The organism is Chromobacterium subtsugae, from assembly GCF_035919665.1.
In the GTDB taxonomy this organism is placed as follows: Bacteria; Pseudomonadota; Gammaproteobacteria; order Burkholderiales; family Chromobacteriaceae; genus Chromobacterium; species Chromobacterium subtsugae.
The window spans coordinates 307,867-331,906 of the sequence record NZ_CP142381.1 but is presented as its reverse complement, the minus strand read 5'-3'; the positions used below and the strand labels follow the sequence as shown (position 1 = coordinate 331,906).

The window sequence follows — 24,040 nt, the reverse complement described above, 5'->3', positions numbered from 1 at the left end:
TTCATTCGAGGTTTTGCGCCGCGCCGCGGAACACCCGCTGCTTCAGTTGCGGCGCGCCGACGCTGTAGGCCAGCTCGGCCGGATGATCGATATCCCACACCAGCAGGTCCGCCACATAGCCGGCCGCCAGCCGGCCATGGCTGGCACCGCGTCCCAGCGCCTGCGCCGCGTGGCGGGTGACGCCGGCCAGCGCCTCTTCCGGACTCAGGCCGAACAGCACGCAGGCCTGGTTCATCGCCAGGCGTATCGAGGCGAACGGGCTGGTGCCGGGATTGAGGTCGGTGGACACCGCCATCGGCACGCCGGCCTCGCGCAGCAGCGCCACCGGCGGTTTCTGCGTCTCGCGCAGGAAATAGAAGGCGCCGGGCAGCAGCACCGCCACGGTGCCGGCGCGTTTGAGCGCGTCCACGCCGGCGGCGTCCAAGTATTCGATGTGGTCGGCCGACAGGCCGCCGAATTCGGCCACCAGCTCCGCGCCGTGGAGGTTGGACAGCTGCTCGACATGGCCCTTCACCTTCAAGCCATGCGCGCGCGCCGCCTCGAACACGCGGCGGGTCTGCGCCGGTGTGAAGCCCACGCTCTCGCAGAACACGTCCACCGCCTCGGCCAGGCCGGCCCGCGCCGCCACCGGCAGAATGGATTCGACCACCAGGTCGATGTAGCCGTCGGCGTCGCCGGCGTACTCAGGCGGCAGCGCGTGCGCGGCCAGCAGCGTGGCCGCCACTTCCACCGGCAGCGAATCCTGCAGCCGCCTGGCCGCGGCCAGCTGCTTCAGTTCGTCGGCCTGGGTCAGGCCATAGCCGGACTTGATCTCCACCGTGGTGACGCCCTCGGCCATCAGCGCCTTCAGCCGCGGCAGGCTGGCCAGCGCCAGCTCCTCCTCGTCCAGCCAGCGGGTGGCGCGCACGGTGGAGACGATGCCGCCGCCCTCGGCGGCGATCTGCTGGTAAGGCACGCCGGCCAGCCGCTTTTCCCACTCGGCGGCGCGGCTGCCGCCGTACACCAGGTGGGTGTGGCAATCGATGAAGCCCGGCGTGATCCAGCGGCCCTGCAGATCGTGGACGTCGCCATCGAACGCGGCGGCGTCGACCTCGGCCTGCGGCAGCAGCGCTTCGATGTTGCCGTCGCGCAACAGCAGCGCGTGCTGCTCCAGGCAGCCGTAAGGCGCGGCGCGCGCCGGATCCATGGTGGCCAGCCTGGCGTTCAGCCACAGGCTGGGGCGGGAAGCGGGTGTGGGGCTCATGGCAAACCTGTGCGTCGGTATTTGTATATACAATTATCCAGACAGCACCGGCTGTCAAGCCTGCCGTGTAAACCGCCGCCCAGTCTGCCGTTTACAAGCTTTTGATGTTGCAGGGCAATAAAAAGGGGCCGCCTGGCAGGCAGCCCCTGTTATCCGGGAAGAGCAGCTAATTGTATATACCGTTTACTTCTTCACCCGCGTCTGCGAGCGCAACTTGTAGCGCAGGCCGGGGTGAGTCAGCCGGGCAAAGCTCACCAGCTTCTTGTGCGACCAGGTGCGGCGCAGCACCAGCAGGCACGGCTCGCCGGCGGCGATGCCCAGCAGCGTCTGCTCGGCCACGCCGGGCAGCACCGCTTCCACGCTATGCTCGATATCGGTCAACGGGCAGCTTTGCATCAGGTAGTCGTTGGGCGTGCGCGCGCGGAAATCCTGCGCCAGGTAGTCCGGCGCGAAAGCCGGATTGATGTAGCGATCTTCCAGCTGGATCGCCACATCGTCCTCGCAATGCACTATCAAGGAATGGAACACCCGCGCGCCCGCCTTCACCCCCAGCCGCAGCGCCACTTCCTCGCTGGCGGGCAAGGCCTCCAGCACGATCACCTGGCCGCTGTGGCGGTGGCCGCGGGCCTCGATCTCGGCGGCGATGTTGTTGATGTCCAAGAGCGGCGATTCGGCCTTGCGCTCGGCGACGTAAGTGCCGTCGCCGGCGAAGCGCAGCAGGATGCCGGCCTCGGCCAGATCGCGCACCGCCTTGTTGACCGTCATCCGCGACACGCCGAACTGGCGCGCCAGCTCCAGCTCCGGCGGAATCTTGCAGCCGGGCAGGAAATGGCGGTCGCGGATGCCGGACAGGATATAGTCTTTGATGCGCTGATAACGCGGTAGCGGGGAGTCTGACACCGTGGTTCCAGAATTGAGCGGGATGGCCGATTGTAACGCGAGCCGCGCCCTCGCCGCCTGATCCAGCGCAGAAAACGCCGCAGCCCACCCCAGCAGGAGACGTCGCCATGATGACATTGCCGCAATGGCTGGCCGAATACGACGCCAGCCACCGCCATCCGTTCAATATCGCCATGCACAAGCTGTGCGTGCCGCTGATCGCGCTGTCGCTGCTCGGCATGCTGATCGCGCTGCCCGGCCCGCTGCCCTGGGCCTGGCTGCTATGGCTGGGCGCCGTCGCCTGGTACTGGCGGCTGTCGCGCCCGGTCGCGCTGGTGATGGCGGTGCTGTGCAGCCTGGCGCTGCTGCTGCTGACCATCGCCCAGAGCCAGGGCCTGCCGCTGGGCTATGTGTCGCTGCCGGTGTTCGCGCTGGCCTGGGCCGGCCAGTTCGCCGGCCATGCCCGCGAAGGCCGCAAGCCGTCGTTCGCGCAGGATCTGCGCTTTTTGCTGATCGGCCCGCTGTGGACGCTGCGCGCGCTGTGGCTAAGGCTGGGCCTGTTGCCGCGCGATTGAGCGGCATCGTCGCCCTGTCATGCCGTCCGCGTTATCATCGGCGCTTCCCCATTCGATGGAGCGCAGCATGATCTATCCGCAAGGGCTGTCCCTGGCCGAACTAGCGCCCGGCGTCGGCCTGATCGAGCTGGCCGGCGCCGGCTTCTCCGCCCGGCTGTCACTGCTGGGCGGCCAGTTGCTGGACTACCGCCGCGACGGCGAGGCGCCGCTGTTCTATCTGTCGCCGCAAGCCGTTTACCAGCCTGGCAAGGCGATACGCGGCGGCGTGCCGGTGTGCTGGCCGTGGTTCGGCCCGCACCCGTCCGATGCCGGCCAGGGCGCGCACGGCGTGGCGCGCCAGCAGCTGTGGACGCTGCGCGAAGCCAGCCGCGACGGCGAAGTGTTCCACGTGAAACTGGACGGCCCGCGCCACGGCGACCTGACGGCCAGCCTGGCCTGCCGCATCGGACCCGACGGCGTCGCCATCGAGCTGGTCAGCCGCAACCACGGCGCGCAGCCGCAAACCGTCAGCGCCGCCTTGCACAGCTATTTCGCGGTGTCCGACATCGACAATATCGCGCTGCGCGGCCTGGAGGGCGCGCCGGCGCACGACAAGGTCAGCGGCGAGCGCGTCGCGCTGCCGCAACAGCCGTTCCGCTTCGCCGGCGAAGTGGACCTGGTGGTCTACTCCGGCCAGGCCGTCACGCTGGACGACAGCGGCTGGCGCCGCCGGCTGCGCATCGACAGCCAGGGCTCGGCCACCTCGGTGCTGTGGAACCCGGCGCCGGCCAAGGCGCGGCAGCTGGCCGACCTGCCCGACGAGGACTGGCGGCGCTTCGTCTGCGTGGAAACCGCCAACGCCGGCGAAGACGCCCGCTCGCTGCTCCCCGGCGCCAGCCACACGCTGGGCTGCCGCCTGCATTTCTCTCGCGCCGACTAGGCGTTATAATCAAGGGCTTGCCGCCGCGCCCAAGCCGGCGGCGCCCATACCCGGACAACGCAGCAATGGCACGACCCGACAAGATCTCCCGCTTCCTCCCGCTCACCTTCGCCAACGGCAACAGCGTGCGCCGTTTCGGCAAGCACTGTCCGCAGTGCCGCGCCATGGTGGGCGCCGAGCACATGGAAGGCATCGCCAGCCTCAAGCAAGGCAAGATCTTTCTGTCCGCCGAAGCCTGCTGCCCGCAGTGCCGCCAGCGCTTCCCGGTAGCCTGCGTCATCACCGACGACAAGCGGGTGCACCGCGTGCTGCTGCCCTTGTGGATGTTCCGCATCTGGCTCAACTCCGCCACCCGCCACGATCCGCAGCCGGAAAACCAGGACAACTGGGAAATCGAGGCCGAAGAGCCCAAAGGGCTGAGCCTGCCGGCCGACGCCGAGGTGGTGCGCTCCGAAGAGGTGCTGGGCCGCTTCCAGGGCGAGCCGATCTGCGCCTGGATCGAGTACCAGGGCCAGCGCTTCGTTTTCGACCGCGCCGCGCCCGGCAACAACCTGACGCTGACGCCCAGCGAATTGTTGTTCGAGGGCCGGCTGATCTACCGCCAGCAGTAAGCGCTCACGCGGCTGGGGCCGCAAGCCAGGCCAGCAGTTCCTGCGGCGACGCCGACCCGCGCGCCGCGGCGGCTACGCCTGCAGGAAATGCTCAACTTCATCAGCGCCGAGCTCCACGCCGGCAGCGCCCCCTTGTTCCAGTCCGACCCGCCGCGCGCGGCGCGCGCGATGCTCCAGGCCAAGTTGAGCCAGCGCCTGGACTGGCTGGACAGCGTATTGCGGCTGCGCGACTACCTGCTGGGCGACGCGTTCTCCGTGGCCGACGCCTATCTGTACACAGTGCTGGACTGGCTGCCGCGCTTTGCCATCGACCTGGCCGGCTGGCCGAACTTGCGCGCTTTCCACGCGCGGGTGGACGGCCGCGACGCGGTGCGCCAAGCGCTGCGGGCGGAGGCGGATTCGGCGCCGGCGTGACGGAGCAACCAAACAGAATCGGTCATTTGTGCGCGTGGCGGCGCGCCGCGTATGCTTTTCCCACCGCCCTTGCGGCGACGCCCCAGGCCGGCCCGGCCGAAAACGCACAGCCAAGGAAAAACATGCGCAAGCCCTTGATGACCCTGCTGTTGTCCCTGCCCTGCGCGCTGGCCAGCCTGCCGGCCGGCAGCGCGCCCGCCGCCGGCCTGGCCGGCGACTACCTTGCCAACATCGGCGCTCCCGGCAACCGCCTGCAGTTGCGGCTAAGCTGCCGCGACGACGCCCACTGCGAGCTCGCCACCGCCTTCGAAGCGGCCGGCGCGCCCAGCCAGCCGGTCCGCCAGCGCCTGGACCAGGTGCTGGCGCTGCAAGACAAGACCGAAGCGGAGAACGCGCTGCGCTTCGCCGTCCAGCACCGCGGCGACCAGCCGCTGCCGCCGGATCTCGCCGAGGCGATGGCCAAGCTCAAACCGGTTCTGTCCGGCCAGCCGGCCATTCGCCAGTGCTGGGACCTGAACCTGCCGCAGCCCGGCGAAATGCTGGCCTGCACGCTGTCCGGCGCCCCGGCCGGCAGCGCGCCGTTGTATCTGTTCGGCACCCTGCAGGCCGACGGCCAGGCCGGCTTCCGGCGTTACGTGATCTATCCGCTGTCGCGGCAATGAGCATTTGAACAGGAGACATCATGACCAGAATCGCCGGACAGCTCAGCCCGGAACAGCTGAAGGCGGCGCAGGACCAGGCCGCCGCCATCCCCGCCGCCGCCAAGCCCGCCATCGCCGCCGGGCAATTCGTCTACTTCGCCGCCTTCGACGGCACCAGCAACGACAAGGACAAGCTGTCGCGCGGCATGCAAAGCACCAATGCCGCCCAGCTCTACCAGCAAGTGGCCCAGGCGGCGAAAACCCGCTCGGACATCGGCTTCCATTATTTCTCCGGCCCCGGCACCGCCGGCACCCTGCCCGGTTCGGCCTTCCTGCCGCCGGCGGTGACCGCGGAAGCCGCCCGCACCGCCAATCTCGCTTACGACGACTTTCAGAAACAGGCGTCGACCTGGCTGAAAAGCCATCCCGGCGGCAGCGTCGCGGTGGCCGCGGCCGCCTTCAGCCGCGGCAACGACGCCGCCTCGGTATTCGCCCAGTTGCTGTACGAGCGCGGCCTGACCGATCCCGGCAGCGGCAAGATGCTGGTGCCGCCCGGCCAGCTGGGCCTGTCGGCCGCGGTGCTGTACGACCCGGTGATGACCGGCATGTCCGGCAATATGGCCTTCCCGCCCAATAGCCGCAATCTGCTGATCCTGCGCGCCGAACACGAATACCGCAGCATGTTCCAGGCCGCCGATTTCTCCGCGCAGCGCGGCGCGGTCAACGCCAGCCTGCCCGGCAACCATTGCGACGTCGGCGGCGGCTACGACAACGGCCTGGGCGCGCTGGCGCTGCAAGCCGGCACCGGCTTCCTGCAAAAGGCCGGCCTCGCCATCGCCGACGTGCCGCAGTCCCGCCGCTTCGATCCGCGCCAGCCGGCGCTGGTGCATGACGAGGGCGTCAACCAGTACGGCCAGACCATCTGGACCACCTACGGCAGCTACGACCAGGACCGGGTGGCGCGCCGCACCGACCAGGTGGCGCGCCAGGCTGAAGTCAGCACCGCCAACGGCGTCACCACCACCCGCTTCAACGACTTCTCCGGCAAGCGGGTGCAGCTGGAGCAAAGCCAGGGGCCGGCCGGCCCGCAAGGCGTGATGACCATCCAGGACTACTTCAACGGCAGCACCAGCCGGGTGGCCTTCCCGCCCAGCGCGGCCGCCGCACCCGCCGCCGCCCTCAGCCCGGCCAAGCAGACGCTGCTGCAACAGGCGCGCCAGGCGGTGGAACAGCTATGCCAGCGCGACAAGCTGCCGTTCAACGCCGGCCAGCGCGACAATATCGCCGCGGCGCTGGGCCACGCCGCCTGGCAGCAAGGGCTGGGCAAGGCCGGCTTCGCGCTGCTGCACGACGGCCAAAGCCGGATCAGCCTGCTGCACCCGGACAGCGCTCCCGGCGCGCGCCCGGCCACGCTGGAGCTGGCGGCCGCCGCGCTCAAGCCGGCGGCGCAATCGCTGCTGGCGCTGGCCCAGTCGCCGGACGCGGCGGCGCATGGCGCCGAAGCCAAGCCGCAGATTCTGCCGACGCGCCGTCCCGCGGCCGCCGGCATGACGCTCTGAACGGGGACGCCGCAAATAAAAACCACCGGGATGCCCCGGCCGTTTTTTCCTGTGCGCCGCGCCGGCGCTCAGTGCACGCTGGCGGGGTAGCGTTGCGCCACCCAGGCTTCAAAGCGATGGAACATCGCCTCGTCGCCGTCGCCGTTGTCGGCGATCAGCTCGGCGCCGTGCACCAGGCGGATGCGGGCATCCAGCGCGTCCGGGTACTGCCGCGGGTAGTCGCGCGCGGCGGACGCGGCGATCCGCGTCTCGGCATCGGCCCAGGCCTGCTCGACGCTCTGGGTGCAGGATTCGGCCAGGTAGCGGGCGTTGAACGGCTCGCCGGTCAGGCTGACCAGGGTGGCGTTGTGGTTGATGCTGTTGCCCGGCGCCCAGTAGTGGCGGGCCAGCTGCGGGCCGATGGCCGGGTTGTCGGTCAGGTAGCCGTACTCGCGCAGGAAATGGGCGCGGGTCTGATACACCGCCATATTGGCCAGCAGATAGCCGTGATAGGCGGCGGCCGACTCCTGGTTCAGCAGGTGCGGAATCGCCAGCAGCGGCCGCGGGCTGACCGCGATGCCGAGGATGCGCTGTTCGGACGCGCGCGCCAACTCCAGGATGCGGCCGGCGGTCAGCTCGCTCTCCGGCAGCGCGTAAAGCGCGCGCTCGAAGTAAGCCACCACCGCGATCGAGCGTTCGGCGAAGGCGGCGAACGGCTGCGTCGCCTCGATGCGGGCGCGGATCAGCGCGTCCGGAATGACTTCGCCCCGGCTGTCGCGGGCATAGCGCTTCAGCCAGTCGGCGTCGTCCAGCAGGCTGTCGCAGAACATGCTCTGGGTTTCGGCGTAAGCCATCGACGTCGGCGCGAACTCCTGCGAGAAGCACGGCGAATTTTGCGCGACGTTGGCGAAATGCGCGGCGTGGCCGCCCTCGTGGAACAAGGTGTTGATCGCGCGCGCGCCGCTGCCCACCTGGTCCGGCTTGGCGTCGGCGGTGAAGTTGATCTGGCCGGCCACCCAGGCCGCGCCGTCCAGGAAGGCGGGAATCGGGCCGTGGCAGAAACCGTTCTGGTACTTGCCCTCGCGCTCCACCAGGTCCAGCTGCATGGTGGCGCCGCGGTACTGGATGCCCAGGCGGCGGAAACTCAGCACCCAGCGCTCCACCGCCTTGGCGAACGGCAGGTAGGGGTCGATCTGGCGGGTGACGTCGCCGCTCATGTGGAAGCGCAGATTGTGCGCCTTCAGCGCGTCGTCGCCGTGCTTGGCCTGCAATTGCGCCAGCGCGCGCTGGTTGGCGTCGTGGGTGCGGGCTTCGAAGTCGTCGAGGATGGCGAACAACTCGTCCGGCGTCATCTGCTCGTTCTTTTCCACCTTGTATGCGAAGTAGTCGGCGTAACCGAGGCTGCGCGCCAGCGCGTTGCGCTGCTTGACGATGTCGATGAAGCCGTTGTCCAGCGCCCAACGCTCCAGGCCCAGCAGCGCGTCGTGCGAGCTCTTGCGCGCCGCCTCGTCGCGGTTGGTGCCCATATTGGTCATCAGCATGCTGAGGGTGGCGTTTTCCAGCGCGCCGTTGTCGTTGACATGCTGCATCTTGAATTCGCGCCGCTTGGCGAACAGCGCCGCCTCCAGCTCGATCAGACCGGTCATCAGCCGGCGCGCCTCGTCGCTCTCGATGATATTGCTCTGGAACAGCGCCAGCCAGCCGCGGTAGCCATGCGTCAGCGCCCGCTTCTCCTCGCCGTCCGGCTGGGCCTCCAGCTGCGCCAGCGCCTGCTGCACGGCGGCCAGGCGCGCCGGGCTGGAAATGAAGTCCTTGAACGCGGCTTCGGCGGCGGCGAAGCCGGCGTGGTCGTCGGACACCGCCATATAGGTGTCCCAGAACAAATCTTCCTTGGCTTTGTGTATCGCCAGGTAATCATGGTTGAGCGCGTCGAATTCTTGGCGCAGCACGGCCAGTGTGGTCATTGCCATTTCTCCAGGGGGTGTCGCCGCTCTGTCGGCGGCATGGTTTCCACCGGCGGACAAGACGCCGGGATGCATGAGCAAGTCTCATTCCACATATTGGAGACAGTCAAGACATTTCAATATTTTGTCGCGTTTTTCACCGCCGGTACGCATGAGTAAATCAAAAGCATCATCGGCGCTGGCGATGCGTCTCCCAGCCAGGACGAAGCCGCGCGCCTCAGGCCGCCAGCAGCAAATCCAGGCGGCTGCCGTCGCGCAGCGGCTGCATCTCGAAGCCCAGCCGCATCGCCAGCATCAGCATCGCCACATTGCCGGGCGCGCAGCGCGCGCGGAAACGCGAGCATGCCAGCCGCTGGCGGCCGAAACCCAGCATCAGGCGGGCCGCCTCCTCCGCATAGCCTTGTCCCCAGACGGTTTCCGCCAGCTCGATCCCGAACTCGGCCTCGCCGCCGCATGCCTCGCGCAACCCGACCGAGCCGATCAGCTGGCCGTCGCCGCGCCGCGCGATGGCCAGCTGCCAGGCGCGCCGCGGCTCGTCCTGCTGCGCGATGAAGCGCCGCAGCAGCATGGCCGAAAACGCCGCAGACACCTCGGCCGGCGCGTAGCAGCGGCCAAAACCGGGGGTGCCGCGCAGCGTCTGGTAGGCAAGCAAGTCTTCGGCATGGAATTCGCGCAGCTCCAGACGCGGCGAGCGTAGCGGCAGGGTCAGCACAGGCCGCCCTTCTCCAGCCGCAGCTGTTGCAGGCGCGAGTCCAGTTGCTGGCGGCGCAGCGCGTCGGCGGCGTCCTGCGCCGGGCAGCGCGGGGAAATGAGAGTGTCGGAAGAAAAATGAACGCGCTCGTCGCCGAGCGCATCGCGCAGCAAATGGCGCGACAGGGTAAAGATCGATGCCATGACGGCGGTACCTGTAAAGAGCGATAAAGATCAAGGCCGAGGGTGGCGCCAGGGCGGCGCGCCTCTTCCGGGCATGTTCCCGGCGGCCGAGCTAGGGCGCGGCGGGAGCGCGCAGTCTGCTACCGCGGCCGATAACCGTCAAGCATATTTTTCATGCCGGTCGGATGCGTCCGGCTCAGCCGCGGCGGCGGCGCGCCGGTTGCCGCTGCAGCCGCCAGCGCTCCAGACTGGTGCGCAGCGCGGCGTCCATCAGCCCCAGCTGCAGGCCGACCAGCGTCGCGTACAACAGCATGCCCTGCTCCGCCGGCATCAACGGCACCGCCCAGCCGCTCAGCCGCGGATACAGCAGCCAGGCCAGCAAGAGGCCCGCCAGCAGGGTCAATTCGACCGTGCGCCAGGACTGCGCGCGCAAGGCCAGCCGCGCGCCGATATCGGTGAGGAAAAACACCAGGCTGAGCAGGTACAAGGCCATGGCTGGACTCCAAAAGATCGTCAAGAAAGGAAGCCGGCTCCTTGCCCGCCTGCTCCTATATCTTTATAGCCAGCCGCCCTGGCCGTTTGGCCAGTTCTGGATGATGATCCCGAAAAAATGACAAAACCCCGCCAGAAGCGGGGTTGCGATCAAGCAAGCATCGGCGTCAGGCGCCGGCCATGCGTCTTTCCCGCCACAAGGCGCGCAGGCCGACGGCCGAGTACAGCAGCAGCGCGGTCCAGATCAGCGCGAAGCCCAGCGCGCGGTCGCTGCCGAACGGCTCGTCGTACAGCATCACGCCCAGCGCCAGCTGGATGCTGGGGCCGACGTACTGGATCAGGCCGACGGTGGCCAGCTTGAGCCGGCGCGCGCCGGCGGCGAACATCAGCAGCGGCACCGCGGTCACCACGCCGGCGCCCATCAGCAGCAGATCGCGCCCCAGGCCCATTTGGCCGAAAGCGCCCTGCCCCTGCCAGCCGAACCACAGCAGCGCCGCCAGCGCCAGCGGCGACATCAGGAAGGTTTCCAGCGCGAGCCCCGGCAGCGACGCCAGCGGCGCCTTCTTGCGCAGCAGGCCGTAGACGCCGAAGGTGGCTGCCAGCGACAGCGCGATCCATGGCAGCGAGCCCGCGCTGACGGTCAGCCAGATCACGCCCAGCGCCGCCAGCGCCACCGCCAGGCTCTGCGGCCGGCTCAGCCGCTCGCCCAGAAACACCCGGCCCAGCAGCACGTTGACCAGCGGATTGATGAAGTAGCCCAGGCTGCCTTCCACCACGTGGCCGGCGTTGACCGCCCAGATGTAGATCAGCCAGTTCAGCGACAGCACCGTCGACGACAGGCCGAAAATGGCCAATTGGCGCGGCTGGCGTAAAGCGGCGCGCAGATCGCCCCATTGCCGCAGGAAAGTCAGCACCACGGCGACGAACAATGCCGACCATACGATGCGGTGGCACAGAATTTGCAAGGCAGGCACCGCGTGCAGCGGTTTCCAGTAGAGCGGGAACAGCCCCCAGCAGATGAAGGCGCCCAGGGTATACAGCACGCCGCGGCTGGCGCCGGCGGAAGAAGATGCGGACATGTGGGACTCGGCAAGACGGAATATTCCAGCACACAGCTTAACCGCTTTGCCCACCGACAATAACCATCTTCTTCTATACAGTCCGTTTACAAAAATTTAACCGAAGCATTTTTTGCTGCACTGGCACATAAACCGCATTGCCGCGACAGATGCCGCAATCCTTTTGACGTTGACGTAAACGTAAACTATAGTCTGGCGACATTAGGGCTAACACTCTAAGCTGCGACAGCCGCACACGCGCCGGACCCTAGGTATAAGAATAAAGTGTCACACACAGATGGCCGCCATCGCAGCAGCCGCCCGACACAGGATGCCCACAAGGCCGCCGCGGGCTGATCGCCACAAGCGAGCACGACAGGAGGAGAAACCATGTCAATCCGCCATGCAGACCTGGAAGAGAAATACACCGCCCCCACCGGCCAGGTACTGATGACTGGCATCCAGGCGCTGGTGCGCCTGCCGATGCTGCAGCAAGAACTGGACCGCGCCGCCGGCCGCCACACCGCCGGCTATGTCACCGGCTACCGCGGATCGCCCTTGGGCAACGTCGACCAGACCATGATCAAGGCCAAGAAACACCTGGACGCCCACAACGTGGTGTTCCATCCCGGCCTCAACGAAGACCTGGCCGCCACCGCGGTCTGGGGCACCCAGCAGGTGAATATTTTCGAAGGCGCCAAATACGACGGCGTCTACGCGATGTGGTACGGCAAGGGCCCGGGCGTCGACCGCTCCGGCGACGTGCTCAAGCACGGCAACGTGGCCGGCACCAGCCCGCACGGCGGGGTGCTCTTGGTGTGCGGAGACGACCACGCCGCCAAATCGTCCACCTTCCCGCACCAGTCCGACCACATCCTGGCCGCCAGCATGATCCCGGTGCTGAGCCCGTCCGGCGTGCAGGAAGTGCTGGACTACGGCCTGCACGGCTGGGCGATGAGCCGCTACTCCGGCTGCTGGGTGTCGATCAAGGCAATCACCGACACCATCGAGAGCTCGGCCATCGTCGACATCTCGCCGGAACGCTTCCAGTTCAAGATTCCCCAGGATTTCCCGATTCCCGAAGGCGGCCTCAACATCCGCTGGCCGGACACCCCGCTGGCGCAGGAAAAGCGCGTGCTGCACCACCGCCTGTACGCGGCGCTGGCCTACGCCCGCGAAAACAAGCTCAACCACATCACGCTGGATTCACCCAAGGCCCGGCTCGGCATCATCACCTGCGGCAAGAGCTACCTGGACGTGATGCAGGCGCTGGACGACCTGGGCATCAGCGAGGCGCAGGCGGCCGACATCGGCCTGCGCATCTTCAAAGTGGGCATGGTGTGGCCGCTGGAGCCGGAAGGCGTGCGCCAGTTCGCCGAAGGCCTGGAAGAGATCCTGGTGGTGGAGGAAAAACGCCAGATCATCGAATACCAATTGAAGGAACAACTGTACAACTGGCGCGACGACGTGCGCCCGCGGGTGGTGGGCAAGTTCGCCGAAAAAGGCGAATGGGCGCTGCCGCACGGCGACTGGCTGCTGCCGGCCGCCGGCGAGCTGACCCCGGCGATGATCGCCCGCGCCATCGCCGGCCGGCTGGCGCTGATCTTCGACAGCCCGGTGATCCACGACCGCCTGAAGTTCTACGACGAAAAAGAGGCGCAGCTGGTGAAGCCGCGCGAATCCATCGCCCGCGTGCCGCACTACTGCTCCGGCTGCCCGCACAACACCAGCACCAAGGTGCCGGAAGGCAGCCGCGCGGTGGCCGGCATCGGCTGCCACTACATGGCGCACTGGATCCAGGCCGACAGCACCAAGACCTTCACCCAGATGGGCGGCGAAGGCATCACCTGGCTGGGCCAGGCGCCGTTCACCTCCACCCGCCACATCTTCACCAACCTGGGCGACGGCACCTACTTCCACTCCGGCATCCTGGCCATCCGCGCCGCGGTGGCAGGCAAGGTGAACATCACCTACAAGATCCTGTACAACGACGCGGTGGCGATGACCGGCGGCCAGCATGTCGACGGCTATCTCGACGTGCCGATGATGACCCGCCAGCTGGCGGCCGAAGGCGTGGCCCGCATCGTGATCACCAGCGACGATCCGGACAAGTACCAGAACGCCCAGGGCCTGGCCGCCGGCATCGACGTGTTCCACCGCCGCGAGCTGGACCGCGTGCAGCGCGAGCTGCGCGATACCGCCGGCGTCACCATCCTGATCCACGACCAGACCTGCGCCGCGGAAAAACGCCGCCGCCGCAAGCGCAACGAGTTTCCCGATCCGGCCAAGCGCGCCTTCATCAACGAACGCGTCTGCGAAGGCTGCGGCGACTGCAGCCAGAAGTCCGGCTGCCTGTCGGTGCTGCCGGTGGAAACCCCGCTGGGCCGCAAGCGCAAGATCGACCAATCCAGCTGCAACAAGGACTATTCCTGTGTCGAGGGCTTCTGCCCCAGCTTCGTCACCGTGGAAGGCGGCAAGCTGAAGAAGCCGGCCGGCGCCAGCGCCGATCTCGCCAAAATGCCGGCGCTGCCGGAACCGAAAATCCCGGCGCTGCATGAGCCGTTCGGCATCATGGTCACCGGCGTCGGCGGCACCGGCGTGGTCACCATCGGCCAGGTGCTGGGCATGGCGGCTTATCTCGACAACAAGGGCGTGACCGTGCTGGACATGGCCGGCCTGGCGCAGAAGGGCGGCTCGGTGTGGTCGCACGTGCGCATCGCCGACAGCCAAGAACAACTGCACGCGGTGCGCATCGCCGCCGGCGACGCCAACCTGGTGCTGGGCTGCGACCTGGTGGTGACCGCGGCCGAAGAAGCGCTGGCCAAGATGCGCGAAGGCTTCAGCCACGCCATCGTCAACAGCTACGAATCGCCGACCAGCGCCTTCCTGAAGAACCCGGACGTGCGCTTCCCGGCCAAGGCGATGAAGGACGCCATCGTCGAATCGGTAGGCGCCGGCCGCTTCAATGAAGTCAACGCCACCCGCCTCTCCACCTCGCTGATGGGCGACGCCATCGCCGCCAATATGTTCATGCTCGGCTACGCCTGGCAAAAGGGCCTGGTGCCGGTATCGCTGGAAGCCATCATGGAGGCGGTGCGGCTGAACGGCGCCGCGGTGAAGTTCAATCAGGATGCCTTCAGCTGGGGCCGCCACGCCGCCCACGACCCGGCGCGCGTCGAAGCGCTGGTCAGCCCGACCGCCGTGGTGGCCTTCGTTCCACGTGAAACGCCTGACGCCGTGGTCCACCACCGCGCCACCCTGCTCGCCGCCTACCAGAACGAGGCGCTGGCGGAGCGCTACAAGGCGCTGGTGCAGAAAACCCGGCAGGCCGAAGAGGCGCTGAATCCGGCCAGCGGCGCGCTGACGCTGGCGGTGGCGCGCGCCTACCACCATCTGCTGGCCTACAAGGACGAGTACGAAGTGGCGCGACTGTACAGCGACGGCGAATTCCAGCGCGAGCTGGCCAACCAGTTCGACGGCGACTACAAGCTGCGCTTCCATATCGGCGTGGCCTGGCTGACCCGCGGCCAGCCGCGCAAGATCGCCATCGGCCCGTGGCTGATGCCGGCGATGAAACTGCTGGCCAAGCTGCGCTTCCTGCGCGGCAGCGCGCTGGACCCGTTCGCCTGGCAAGAGGACCGCAAGCTGGAGCGCCGGATGATAGGCGAATTCGAACAGCAGCTGGCCGGCATCCTGGCGGCGCTGACGCTGGACACGCTGCCGCAGGCGGTCGAAGCGGTGAAGAGCTGGGAAGGCGTGCGCGGCTTCGGCCACATCAAGCTGAAAAACTACCAGCAGGCCCGCAGCAGGCAGCAGCAGCTGCTAAGCGGCGGCGCGGCGGCTGGCAAGGCGTCGCGCAACGTGGCCTGATCCTGATTGTTTCCGCAGCTTTGGGCGTCGACCTCGGTCGACGCCCTTTTTTCTGGCCGCGCTGAAAATGCCGTATGGATTGACTATCCTGTTATTCATGCCGATGCGTTCACCCCAACTGGAGACTGCCCCATGCCCGCCCTGCTGCGCCGTACCCTGCTCGCCTCGCTCAGCCTGATCCTGGTCGCCTGCGCCACCCAACCCAGCAAGATCACCCAAACCGCCGGCGGCTGCGTCGGCCAGGTGATGCCGCCGCCGGCCGGCATGAGCGCCGCGCAAAACAGCGCGCTGCTGGCCAAGGCCGTCGCCGCGCCCGGCAACGGCGGCCTGTGCGAAGGCGCGGTCTATCAGCAGGACGCCGCCGCGCCCGGCGTGACGGTTTACCGCGTCTGGGACAGCGCCAAACCCAACTCGCGGCTGGGCCGCTGGTGGTCGTTCAGCCAGCCGCAAGGTCCGGTGGCCAAATACCAGGCCGACAACGCCATCTGTCCGTCCTGGAGCCAGCTCAACAGCGTGGTGCGCTGCCAGCTGAAGGCCGGCGTGCAAGTGGCGGTGGGCACCGGCCAGAGCGCCAATTGCGCGCCCGACCCCGACTTCCCGCCGTCGCCGGTCAACCAGGTTTATGTGCCCAACACCAGCCCGGATGACATCCAGGTGGAAAACTGCCAGGACGAAGGCGCCTTCCCGCCGGCGATGTGAGCCGGGCAGGGCCGCGCGCTCAGTTGCCGCCCGGCGGCGCGGCGGCGAACCAACCGGCGATGAAATCGATCAACGCCCTCACCTTGGCCGGCTGCGGCGTTTTCTTCGGATATGCCAGGTAGACCGGGTGGCTGGGCGTTTCCCAATCGGCCAGCACCCGTTCCAGCCTGCCGCTGGCCAGCGCGGCCGTGGCGGCGAAATCCGGCAGCCGGGCGAAACCGGCGCCGGCCTCGGCCAGCCGCTCGTTCAGGCTGTAGTCGCTGGCCTGCAGCCAGTGCGACACCTCCACCTCCTCCACCCTGCCCTCCCGCTCGAACAGCCAACGCGCGCCTTGCTGGTAGCGCGGGTGCACCACGCAGGGTTGCCGCGCCAGGTCGGCCGGCCGCCGCGGCGCGCCCAGCTCGGCCAGCAGCGCCGGCGCCGCCACCACCCAGTCGCGAGTGAAGAACAGGCAGCGCGCCACCAGCTGCGGCGGCAGCGCCGGCGCCGAGCGGATGGCGAGGTCGAAGCCGTCCTCCTCCAGGTCGCGCTCGGCCAGACTGACGTCCAGCTCCACCGTGATCTGCGGATATTGTCGATGGAACGACAACAATAAATCGGCGATGAAAGCGCCGGCGAACATCTGCGGCACCGTCAGCCGCACCCGGCCGCGCGGCGCGTCGCCCAGTTCGCGCACCGCCGCCGCCGATTCGCGCAGCAAATCGCGCAGCCGGCGGCAATAGTCCAGGTAGGCGCGGCCGGCCTCGGTCAGCGCCAGGCGCCGGGTGCTGCGGAACAGCAGCTGCGCGCCCAGCTGCGCCTCTAGCCGGTTCAACTGCTTGCTGACCTGCGATTTGGAGGTGCTCAGCCGCTCAGCCGCGGCGGTGATGCTGCCGGCTTCCGCCACCGTCAGAAAAGTGAGCGCCAGCGGCGAGGTCGGGTCGATTGTTTCCATATTGATTCTAATATATCCGCGTTTACCCGGTTTTTCCAAGCGATGGGCGCGCCTAAGCTGAGCCTTCCCCAACACAGAACGCAAGGAGAACGAAATGAAAATCCTGCTGATAGGCGGCAGCGGCAATATCGGCCGCGCCATCCGCGCCGAGCTGTCCGGCCGCCACGAAATCATCGTCGCCGGCCGCAGCCACGGCGACGTGCGGGTGGATATCGAGGACGAGCGCAGCATCGTCGAGATGTACAGCCGGCTGCCGCGGCTGGACGCGGTGGCGGTAGCCACCGGCGGCCGCAACGGCCATGTCGCCCCGCTAGCCGAAATGAGCGCCGAGCGCTACCGCGTCGGCCTGGAGTCCAAGCTGCTTGGCCAGGTCAACGCCGTACTGCACGGCGTCGGCCAGCTGGCCGACGGCGGCTCGTTCACGCTGGTGGGCGGCGCCTGGCAGCCGCAGGCCATCGTACCCAAGATCAGCAACGTCTACATGGCCAACGCCGCGCTGGAAGCTTTCGTCAACGCCGCCGCGGTGGAGCTGCCGCGCGGGCTGCGCATCAATCTGGTCAGTCCGCTATTGCTGACCGAGTCGGAAGCCGAATACGGCCCGCTGTTCCGCGGCGTGCCGCTGGTGGACGCGCGCAGCGTGGCGCGCGCCTACAGCCTGAGCGTGGAAGGCGCGCAGACCGGCCAGACCTACCGGCTGGGCCAGCTGGACTGAGCCTGCCCGTTCACGGCTGCCCCAGCCATGGCTGTCCCACCGCCTCCAGCCTGGCCTGGAAGGCGGCCGGCGGCTCCCAGCCGTGGCGCTGCGCATGCGGCGCCACCAGCTCTATCGTCAGCTGTTTGGCGTGTTCGCGGAACAGCGCCTGCTGGCCGGGATGGCGCACCCGCTGGCTGAATTGCTTTTGCACCGGACTGAGCAGGCTGGTGACGAAAGGGCTGGCGCCGTCGCCGGCCGGAATGAAGGCGCCGTGGGATTCCCGCCCAGGCAGGCCGGCATCGCGCGCGATCTCGCCCAGCGCGCGCAGGTAGCCTTCCGGCATCACGCCGCCATTGGCGCGGTGGAAGGCGTTTTTCGCCTCGCTGTACATCACCGCGTAAGTCGACTCCAGCGCCTGGCGGCAGAACACCGCGTCGCCGGCCAGCGCCTTGCCCAGCTCGTCGGCCTGCCGGCGCATCACCGCCTTGACGTCGCCGGGGCTAATCGGCGCGCGCGACAGGCCGCCACGCGTCAATCCGCTCTGCCTGGGCGCGGCGCGCCCGCCTTGAAAACACGCGGCGAAACGTTGCCAACCGCCGCTGCGCGCCGCTGCCGGCCGTTCCGCCGAGAACGGCTTGTCCGCATTGCCCGCGCCGCGCAGCCTGGCGGCCAGACCGCGGCCGGCGGCCGCCGCGCGCTCTCCCGCCCCGGCCAGCCAGCTGCGCGCGGCGGCGCCCAACATGCCTATCTTCATCCTGTTCTCCCCCTGTGCGCGCCGCGCCGGATGCGCGGCGGCCGCAGTCGCCATTGAAAGGCAGGCCGCGGCCGCCGGCTTGTAAAAATGGCTCACGCCTTCGGGAGAAGCCCTGCGCTTACCCCTGCCGCACCACCATCGCCTGCTCCGGCGCCGGGCAGCCGGCCGCCGCCAGCACCGGCCCCAGCGCGCTGAATTCCAACAGGCGGATCGCTTCGGCGTGGCCGGCGCGGCTGGCCAGCTGCGCCTTCAGGTCCACCCGCCGCGCCGGGTTGGCGCTGAAGTTCTGGATAGTGTCGGAGAAGATCTTGTTGTTGCCGGCCAGAGTCTGCGCGCCGTCCGGCGTGTCCAGCGTGGCGGCGACGATGTTGCCGGCGAAATTCGCCGCCAAGTCCAGCCAGTGATTCCAATTGATGTTTTGCATCTGACAGCCCCTTGTCTGAAAAGCCGGATAACGGCTTTCTCAAGATAGGCGGCGGCCATGGCCATGCCAAATGGATCAGCAGCGCAGCTGGCGGCAGGTGTCGCCGATGCCGGCGTGGACGCAGAGGTCGAACAGGGCGTCGAAACGAGTGGGGGTGTAGTTGATCAGCGCGCAGGGAATGCCGGCGCGCGCGGCTTCCACCGGAATCAGATTGACCGGCGACACCTCCAGCGATGAGCCCATCACCAGCAGCAGGTCGGCGTTCAGCGCCGCCTGGAACGCCACGTCGATCAAGGGCACCGCCTCGCCGTACAGCACCACGTCCGGCTTGAGCACCGTGCTGCAGCGGCGGCAGACCGGCACCTCGTGCCGCTGCACATAGTCCAGAGGATGCGGCGTGCGGCAGTCCGGACAGCTGGCGGTAAGCAGGGTGCCGTGCATTTCCAGCACCCGGCTGTTGCCGGCGCGGCCATGCAGGCCGTCTATGTTCTGGGTGAGGATGGTGACTTCCTTGCCCGACGCTTCCAACGCGGCGAGGAACAGGTGGCCGTCGTTGGGCTGGTAGTCGCCCACCAACTTGATGCGGAAGATGTCGCGGAATGCCTGCCAGAAAGCCGTCGGCGCGCGGCGGAAGTAGTCGACCGACACCGCCTCGGCCAAGCTCATGTCCCGCGACCACACGCCGTTGGCGGAACGGAAATCGGGGATGCCGGATTCGGTGCTCATGCCGGCGCCGGTCAACACCGCGATGCGGCGGGCGTCGTCGAGCAATTGCTGCAGATACGGCAACTGCCGCTGGGGGGAAACGCTCATCAAGACTTCCTTACCGCCGGACTTGCTTCGATCCACTATAGCGCAACGGTCACAGCGGCGGGTATTTGATGGCGTTCTTGGCCATTTTGTCGCGTACCGCCGCGTCCAGATCGACGCCGGTCACCATCGCCAACCGGGTCAGATACAGCAGCACGTCGGCGATTTCCTCCTGCAGATGGGTGAAGCGCGCCGGATCGTCGCGCAGCCGCGCGGCGGCGTCGTCGTCCAGCCACTGGAAGATCTCGGCCAGTTCGCCCACCTCGCCCATCAGCGCCAGCACCAGGCTGCGCGGCGAGTGGAAACGGTTCCAGTCGCGCTCGTCGGAAAAGCGCTGCAGCGCGGCGGCAAGTCGGCTGGCATCCAGCAAGGTGGGCTGCGTCATTCGGGTAATCCTGTTTCACGTGGAACGGCAAAAGCCTGACGGCACGGCATCTTAAGCGTAGCCGGCCCGCGGCGCCAGCGCGGCCGGCCGGCGCGGCGGGAAATGACAATGCCCGGCGGCGCCGGGCATCGGGAGACGGGGCACTGCGGCGGGTTTACTGGCCCAGCCCTTCCGCCTTCAAGGCCTGCTGGGTCGCCGGCAAGGCCGCCACCCGCTTCAGGTAGTCGAGCAGCGCCGGGAAATCGGCCAGCGAGCGCTGCACGTACTGCGCCCAAGACAAGCAGGTGAACAAGTAAGCGTCGGCCACGCTGAACTGGCCGCCTTGCAGATACGGCGTTTTTTCCAGCTGCTGCTGCAGCAGCGCCAGCCGCGGCTGCAGCCGCGCCCAGGCGTCGTCTTTCACTTCTTCGGTCTTGCCGAAGAAGATCGGCGAAAAATTCTTGTGCACTTCGGTGGAGATGAAGTTCAGCCATTCCTGCAGCTGGTAGCGCGCCAGCGTGCCGTTGGCCGGCGCCAGCTGCTTGTCCGGCGCCTGGTCGGCGATGTACTGCAGGATGGCCACGCCTTCGGTCAGCAGTTCGCCGTTGTCCAGCTGCAGCGCCGGCACATAGCCTTTGGGATTGATGGTGGAGAAATCCGCGCCGCCGGCGGTGAGATGCGGCTGCGCGCGCAGATCCACCTTTTCGCTGCCGAAAGCCAGGCCGCTGGCGAACAGGGCGATATGCGAAGCCAGCGAGCAGGCGCCGGGGGAAAAGTACAGTTTCATCACAACTCTCCTGTGCATTAAGGAAGGGACAAACCGCAATCGGCTGTCAGCCTGAGCCAAAATCATGCCAATTGCAACCCCCCGGCCGGCAGGGTCGCGCCGCTCATCCCAGCAGCGAAACCAGCCATTCGATGCGCAGGTTCCAGCCGGCGAAACCGGCCAGCCAGAACAGCACGCCCAGCGCGCCGAACGCCCAGGCGCTGAACAGCGGCAACAGGTTGGCCGACAAGGCCGCCACCGCCGCGCTGGCCACCGCGATCGACAGCGCGGCATCGCTGATGTCGAACAGGTCGTGGCGCTGGTTCAGCGCCTCGAAACCCTTTTCCAGCCCTTCGGCCTTGCGCTGCAGCGCCTCGCCTTCCGCCTTGTAGCGCTGGATCTCGTCCTGCAGCTCGCGCTGCTGCGGCTTGAGCGCCGCCGCGCTGGCGGGATTGGCCAGCTCCAGCATCTTGGCCTGGCGCAGGCTGGCTTCCGTCAGATGCAGCTTGATCTTTTTGGACTGGTATTCCGACCAGCTGTCCAGCGCGTCGGTCTTCAGCAACTGGCGCGCCTGGACGATATTGTCGTCCTTCAGCTTGCCCAGCCCCATCACCACCGACAACAGCACCACGGTAAGCGCCACCAGGCTGTTCAGGCGCTTCTTCTCCGCCTCCACGCTGATTTCCACTTCCATCGACCCTCTCCTTGCGTTCGCTCGGCGCCGGAAATCCGGCACTCACCCAGCATAACGCAGCGGACGGCGAAAGGTGGCCCTAACCGGCCTTCTTGCCGAACAAGCGCGGGCGGCTATCCGCCGGCGCGGCGGAGCGGGTTTTGAACTGGACGTACAGGGCCTCCACCTCGGCGCGCGCCCAGGGCGTGCGCCGCAGGAAGGTGAGGCTGGACTTGATGCTGGGGTCCAGCTGGAAACAGCGGATATTGACCCTTTGGCCCAGCCCGTCCCAGCCGTAATGGGCCTGCAGCTCGATCAGCATTGTCTCCAGCGTGACGCCATGAGTCGGGTTGTTGGACTGCGCTGCGTTCATCCTATCGGTCCTGCCATGTGAAAGCCGCGAGTGTAAGGCCGCGCCCGCGCGCTGGCAAAGCTAGTTGGCGCCGCCGGCCTTGCGGCGGGCGCGCTTGGCGGGGGCCTTGGCCGGCGCGGCGTCCGGCGCCGGGTACAGCTCGCCGGGGTCTGCCGTCCGGGTGCCGCCGCCGTCCACCCCCATCGCCAGCGCCACCCGGCCCAGCCGCTGCTGCTTTTCCACGCTGATCGGCCCGGCGGCGGCCAGCAGCAGCATCACCAGCTCCAGCGCCATCTGCCGTTGCTGCTCGTCCGGCAGCAGATCGCCTATCGTCTCCAGCGCGCGCTTCTCGTCGTTGCGCACCAGCCAGGTCTGGCGCCGCACCACCTGCTTGAACTCCTCCAGCGTCAGCTCCTCGCCGAGGCCAGTGTCCTGCATCACGCGGCGTATCGCGTTGAACGGCCGCACATCCACCACCCCGGTGCCGATGGCGACATAGATCAGCAGCCGCAGAAAGCCGTCCACCGCGCCGCCCTGCGAGTAGTACTCCTCCAGCTCCCGCCGCTTCAGCCGCAGCATCTCGCCGCGCTCCCAGCCGCCCTGCTGCCGGCGCACGCTGTATTCGCGCTTGGGATGCAGGCCCACCAACGCGGCGGTCAGCGGCGCGTCGTACACCGCGCGGAAAGTCATTTCCTTCAAGGCGTCGCGCTGGTCGCGCCAGCCGTCCAGCGCGCTGGCGGTCCAGCTGGACAGGGTTTCCTGCCATTGCCAGAACGGGTTGTCCTCGCCCAGCGGCCGCCGCGCCGCGCGCACCTTGTCCGCCCAGCCCGGCAGGCTGCCCAACAGCGGATTGCGGCTGGAAAACCAGCGCCGCTCCGCCCGCGACGCGTGCGACTCGCGCAGCCAGTGCGCCGATTGTGGCGAGCCGAAGGCCTGCAGCCACGGCGAGACGAAGCAGTCGTACAGCTGCTGGTTTATCTCCGCCACCCGCTTCACCACCTGGAAGGCGCGCTCGCCGTCGCGGCCATCGCCCAGCGCCAGGATGTCGTCCACCTCGCGCGGTTCGAAACGGATGATGTAGCGGCCTTGCAAGTATTGCAGGCCAGGGGTTTCCGGGTAGGTATCGGTGATCACCGCCTCGTAAAGGCCGGGCGGCAGCACGTCTATCAGGTCCAGCGCGCTGGCCAGCTCGCTGTGCTCCTTGTTGGCGACGCCGGCGGAAACGAAGATGCCCAGGTGGCCCACCTGCTCGTGCAGGCAGTAGACGATGGTCTGCTCGTTGCTGCGGATGTCCTCGACGTTGCGGTAAAGGTCGGCGATCCAGAACAATGCCTGCTGCGGCGGCGTGATGTTGTCGCCCCAGGAGGCGAACACGATGATGGGCGAGCGGATCTGCCTGAGGTCGATGCGCTGCTCGCCGTCTTCCAGATAGATTTCGCCGCGGCTGAGGCGGTTGCCGACGAACAGGTTCTGGCTGATCCACTCCATCTCCTGCTTGTTCAGCAGGTAATGGCCGCCCCACCAGCGTTCGAATTCCAGAAAACGCTCGCGCTCGCCGTCGACATGCGAGTACAAATGGTAGGCTTTTTTCCAGTAGGTGTTGGCCGGGTCCAGCTGCTCGAAATTGCCGACCAATTGCGCGCCGTCGAACTGGCCATGGCCCAGGTCGCCGGCCAGCGAGGCCAGCCAGGTGCCGCCCATCAGTCCGCCTTGGTAACGCATCGGGTTCTTGCCGGCCACGCCGGCCCAGTAGGACAGCGGCGAGCCGGCCAGCAGTATCGGCCCCACCAGCTCCGGCGCCGACGCCGCCAGCATCGCCAGCGCCCAGCCGCCCTGGCAGTTGCCGATGACGAAAGGCTTGCCGGCGCGGCCGCACGGATGCAGCTCGTTCACTTTCTGCAGGAACACCTTTTCCGCCCGCCACACGCATTCTATGGTCTGGTTCGGCACCGGCACCGGGAAAAACATCACGAAATAGCACGGATGGCCCTGCCGCAGCGCGATGCCGATCTCGCTGTCCATCTTGAAGCCGCCTATGCCCGGGCCGTGGCCGGCGCGCGGGTCTATCACCACGAAAGGCCGCTTGCCGGCGTCGGCGGCCGGGCAGCCGTCCGGCGGGCGGATCGCCGCCAGCGCGTAGTTGACCGGCTGCGCCAGCTCGCGGCCGTCGACGATGATGTCGAAATCGAACACCAGCACCGGCGGATGGCCGGAAGCCGCGTGCTCCAGATAGGTATCGCCCCGCTCGCGCAGCACGTCGAAGAACAACACGCCGCGCTGGGCGGCGTCCGTCCAGTAATCCATCCAGTGCTGCCCCAGCGACCACCATCCCGCCTTGTCCGCCTCAGCCATCTGGCTCTCCCCCGCAGTCGTCGCGTTCCAGCCTTCACTCTAGCCCAGGCGGAACGGCTTCACTGCGGCCGGGAAAGATATCAACAGGGTATTGCGGGTTAACAGTCTTAAACACAAGCGAATTTTCGCGAAAAACTCGCC

At 67.7% G+C, this 24,040-nt stretch carries 25 protein-coding genes; 9 read left to right on the top strand and 16 right to left on the bottom strand.

Going from position 1 to position 24,040, the window contains the following annotated elements:
- Position 1 precedes the first annotated feature (1 nt).
- The gene (gene hutI / locus U6115_RS01615) at positions 2-1,243 is read right to left on the bottom strand and encodes an imidazolonepropionase (RefSeq protein ID WP_043575020.1); all 1,242 of its coding nucleotides are present in this window, start codon (positions 1,241-1,243) and stop codon (positions 2-4) included.
- Between the two features lie 183 nt (positions 1,244-1,426).
- Positions 1,427-2,143, bottom strand: coding sequence for a histidine utilization repressor (gene hutC / locus U6115_RS01610; RefSeq protein ID WP_043575018.1), 717 nt, complete (start codon positions 2,141-2,143; stop codon positions 1,427-1,429).
- 107 nt (positions 2,144-2,250) lie between these two features.
- Between hutC and U6115_RS01605 the strand changes: the two genes are divergently transcribed.
- From U6115_RS01605 to U6115_RS01580, 6 genes are all read left to right on the top strand, one after another.
- Positions 2,251-2,697 carry an Mpo1 family 2-hydroxy fatty acid dioxygenase gene (locus tag U6115_RS01605; protein WP_043575016.1) on the top strand — a complete coding sequence of 149 codons (447 nt, stop codon included), beginning with the start codon at positions 2,251-2,253 and terminating at the stop codon, positions 2,695-2,697.
- Between the two features lie 67 nt (positions 2,698-2,764).
- Positions 2,765-3,616 carry a D-hexose-6-phosphate mutarotase gene (locus tag U6115_RS01600; protein ID WP_080509505.1) on the top strand — a complete coding sequence of 284 codons (852 nt, stop codon included), beginning with the start codon at positions 2,765-2,767 and terminating at the stop codon, positions 3,614-3,616.
- 65 nt (positions 3,617-3,681) lie between these two features.
- Positions 3,682-4,227, top strand: a complete 546-nt coding sequence (locus U6115_RS01595) for a hypothetical protein (RefSeq protein WP_043575012.1) — start codon at positions 3,682-3,684, stop codon at positions 4,225-4,227.
- Positions 4,228-4,314: 87 nt separating this feature from the next.
- The gene (locus U6115_RS01590) at positions 4,315-4,641 is read left to right on the top strand and encodes a glutathione binding-like protein (protein WP_052258039.1); all 327 of its coding nucleotides are present in this window, start codon (positions 4,315-4,317) and stop codon (positions 4,639-4,641) included.
- Positions 4,642-4,763: 122 nt separating this feature from the next.
- Positions 4,764-5,303 carry a hypothetical protein gene (locus U6115_RS01585; RefSeq protein ID WP_043575010.1) on the top strand — a complete coding sequence of 180 codons (540 nt, stop codon included), beginning with the start codon at positions 4,764-4,766 and terminating at the stop codon, positions 5,301-5,303.
- A gap of 20 nt (positions 5,304-5,323) precedes the next feature.
- Positions 5,324-6,841, top strand: coding sequence for a DUF2235 domain-containing protein (locus U6115_RS01580; protein ID WP_043575007.1), 1,518 nt, complete (start codon positions 5,324-5,326; stop codon positions 6,839-6,841).
- A gap of 68 nt (positions 6,842-6,909) precedes the next feature.
- Here U6115_RS01580 and U6115_RS01575 read toward each other — a convergent pair whose 3' ends face one another.
- The 5 genes from U6115_RS01575 to rarD form a co-directional block, all read right to left on the bottom strand.
- Positions 6,910-8,784, bottom strand: coding sequence for a M3 family metallopeptidase (locus tag U6115_RS01575; protein ID WP_043575004.1), 1,875 nt, complete (start codon positions 8,782-8,784; stop codon positions 6,910-6,912).
- A gap of 217 nt (positions 8,785-9,001) precedes the next feature.
- A complete protein-coding gene (locus U6115_RS01570; protein WP_047237415.1) occupies positions 9,002-9,496 on the bottom strand; it encodes a GNAT family N-acetyltransferase in 495 nt (164 codons plus the stop codon).
- On the bottom strand, positions 9,490-9,678 hold the full coding sequence (locus U6115_RS01565) for a hypothetical protein (protein ID WP_043575002.1): 189 nt from the start codon (positions 9,676-9,678) through the stop codon (positions 9,490-9,492). Before U6115_RS01565 ends, U6115_RS01570 begins: the two co-directional genes overlap by 7 nt.
- 175 nt (positions 9,679-9,853) lie before the next feature.
- On the bottom strand, positions 9,854-10,150 hold the full coding sequence (locus U6115_RS01560; protein WP_047243668.1) for a hypothetical protein: 297 nt from the start codon (positions 10,148-10,150) through the stop codon (positions 9,854-9,856).
- Positions 10,151-10,316: 166 nt separating this feature from the next.
- Positions 10,317-11,228, bottom strand: coding sequence for an EamA family transporter RarD (gene rarD / locus U6115_RS01555; RefSeq protein ID WP_043574996.1), 912 nt, complete (start codon positions 11,226-11,228; stop codon positions 10,317-10,319).
- Between the two features lie 369 nt (positions 11,229-11,597).
- Here rarD and U6115_RS01550 point away from each other — a divergent pair, with 369 nt between their 5' ends.
- Positions 11,598-15,077, top strand: a complete 3,480-nt coding sequence (locus U6115_RS01550) for an indolepyruvate ferredoxin oxidoreductase family protein (protein WP_043574994.1) — start codon at positions 11,598-11,600, stop codon at positions 15,075-15,077.
- Between the two features lie 132 nt (positions 15,078-15,209).
- The gene (locus tag U6115_RS01545) at positions 15,210-15,776 is read left to right on the top strand and encodes a hypothetical protein (protein WP_043574991.1); all 567 of its coding nucleotides are present in this window, start codon (positions 15,210-15,212) and stop codon (positions 15,774-15,776) included.
- Positions 15,777-15,795: 19 nt separating this feature from the next.
- Here U6115_RS01545 and U6115_RS01540 read toward each other — a convergent pair whose 3' ends face one another.
- The gene (locus U6115_RS01540) at positions 15,796-16,710 is read right to left on the bottom strand and encodes a LysR family transcriptional regulator (RefSeq protein WP_043574989.1); all 915 of its coding nucleotides are present in this window, start codon (positions 16,708-16,710) and stop codon (positions 15,796-15,798) included.
- A gap of 94 nt (positions 16,711-16,804) precedes the next feature.
- Here U6115_RS01540 and U6115_RS01535 point away from each other — a divergent pair, with 94 nt between their 5' ends.
- On the top strand, positions 16,805-17,422 hold the full coding sequence (locus tag U6115_RS01535) for a short chain dehydrogenase (protein ID WP_043574986.1): 618 nt from the start codon (positions 16,805-16,807) through the stop codon (positions 17,420-17,422).
- A gap of 10 nt (positions 17,423-17,432) precedes the next feature.
- On the opposite strand, the gene U6115_RS01530 is transcribed toward U6115_RS01535, so the two are convergent.
- The 8 genes from U6115_RS01530 to U6115_RS01495 form a co-directional block, all read right to left on the bottom strand.
- The gene (locus U6115_RS01530; RefSeq protein ID WP_043574984.1) at positions 17,433-18,158 is read right to left on the bottom strand and encodes a hypothetical protein; all 726 of its coding nucleotides are present in this window, start codon (positions 18,156-18,158) and stop codon (positions 17,433-17,435) included.
- A 118-nt stretch (positions 18,159-18,276) separates the two neighbouring features.
- Positions 18,277-18,582 carry a mechanosensitive ion channel family protein gene (locus tag U6115_RS01525; RefSeq protein WP_043574982.1) on the bottom strand — a complete coding sequence of 102 codons (306 nt, stop codon included), beginning with the start codon at positions 18,580-18,582 and terminating at the stop codon, positions 18,277-18,279.
- Positions 18,583-18,657: 75 nt separating this feature from the next.
- On the bottom strand, positions 18,658-19,395 hold the full coding sequence (locus tag U6115_RS01520; protein WP_043574980.1) for an NAD-dependent protein deacylase: 738 nt from the start codon (positions 19,393-19,395) through the stop codon (positions 18,658-18,660).
- A 49-nt stretch (positions 19,396-19,444) separates the two neighbouring features.
- Complete coding sequence (locus U6115_RS01515) at positions 19,445-19,777, bottom strand: nucleotide pyrophosphohydrolase (protein ID WP_043574977.1); 333 nt, start codon at positions 19,775-19,777, stop codon at positions 19,445-19,447.
- 154 nt (positions 19,778-19,931) lie between these two features.
- Positions 19,932-20,543, bottom strand: coding sequence for a glutathione transferase GstA (gene gstA / locus U6115_RS01510; RefSeq protein WP_043574975.1), 612 nt, complete (start codon positions 20,541-20,543; stop codon positions 19,932-19,934).
- A 103-nt stretch (positions 20,544-20,646) separates the two neighbouring features.
- A complete protein-coding gene (locus U6115_RS01505; protein ID WP_043574973.1) occupies positions 20,647-21,216 on the bottom strand; it encodes a DUF4337 domain-containing protein in 570 nt (189 codons plus the stop codon).
- Between the two features lie 79 nt (positions 21,217-21,295).
- A complete protein-coding gene (locus U6115_RS01500; RefSeq protein WP_043574971.1) occupies positions 21,296-21,568 on the bottom strand; it encodes a VF530 family protein in 273 nt (90 codons plus the stop codon).
- Positions 21,569-21,628: 60 nt separating this feature from the next.
- On the bottom strand, positions 21,629-23,899 hold the full coding sequence (locus U6115_RS01495) for a TerB family tellurite resistance protein (RefSeq protein ID WP_047243659.1): 2,271 nt from the start codon (positions 23,897-23,899) through the stop codon (positions 21,629-21,631).
- Positions 23,900-24,040: the final 141 nt, after the last annotated feature.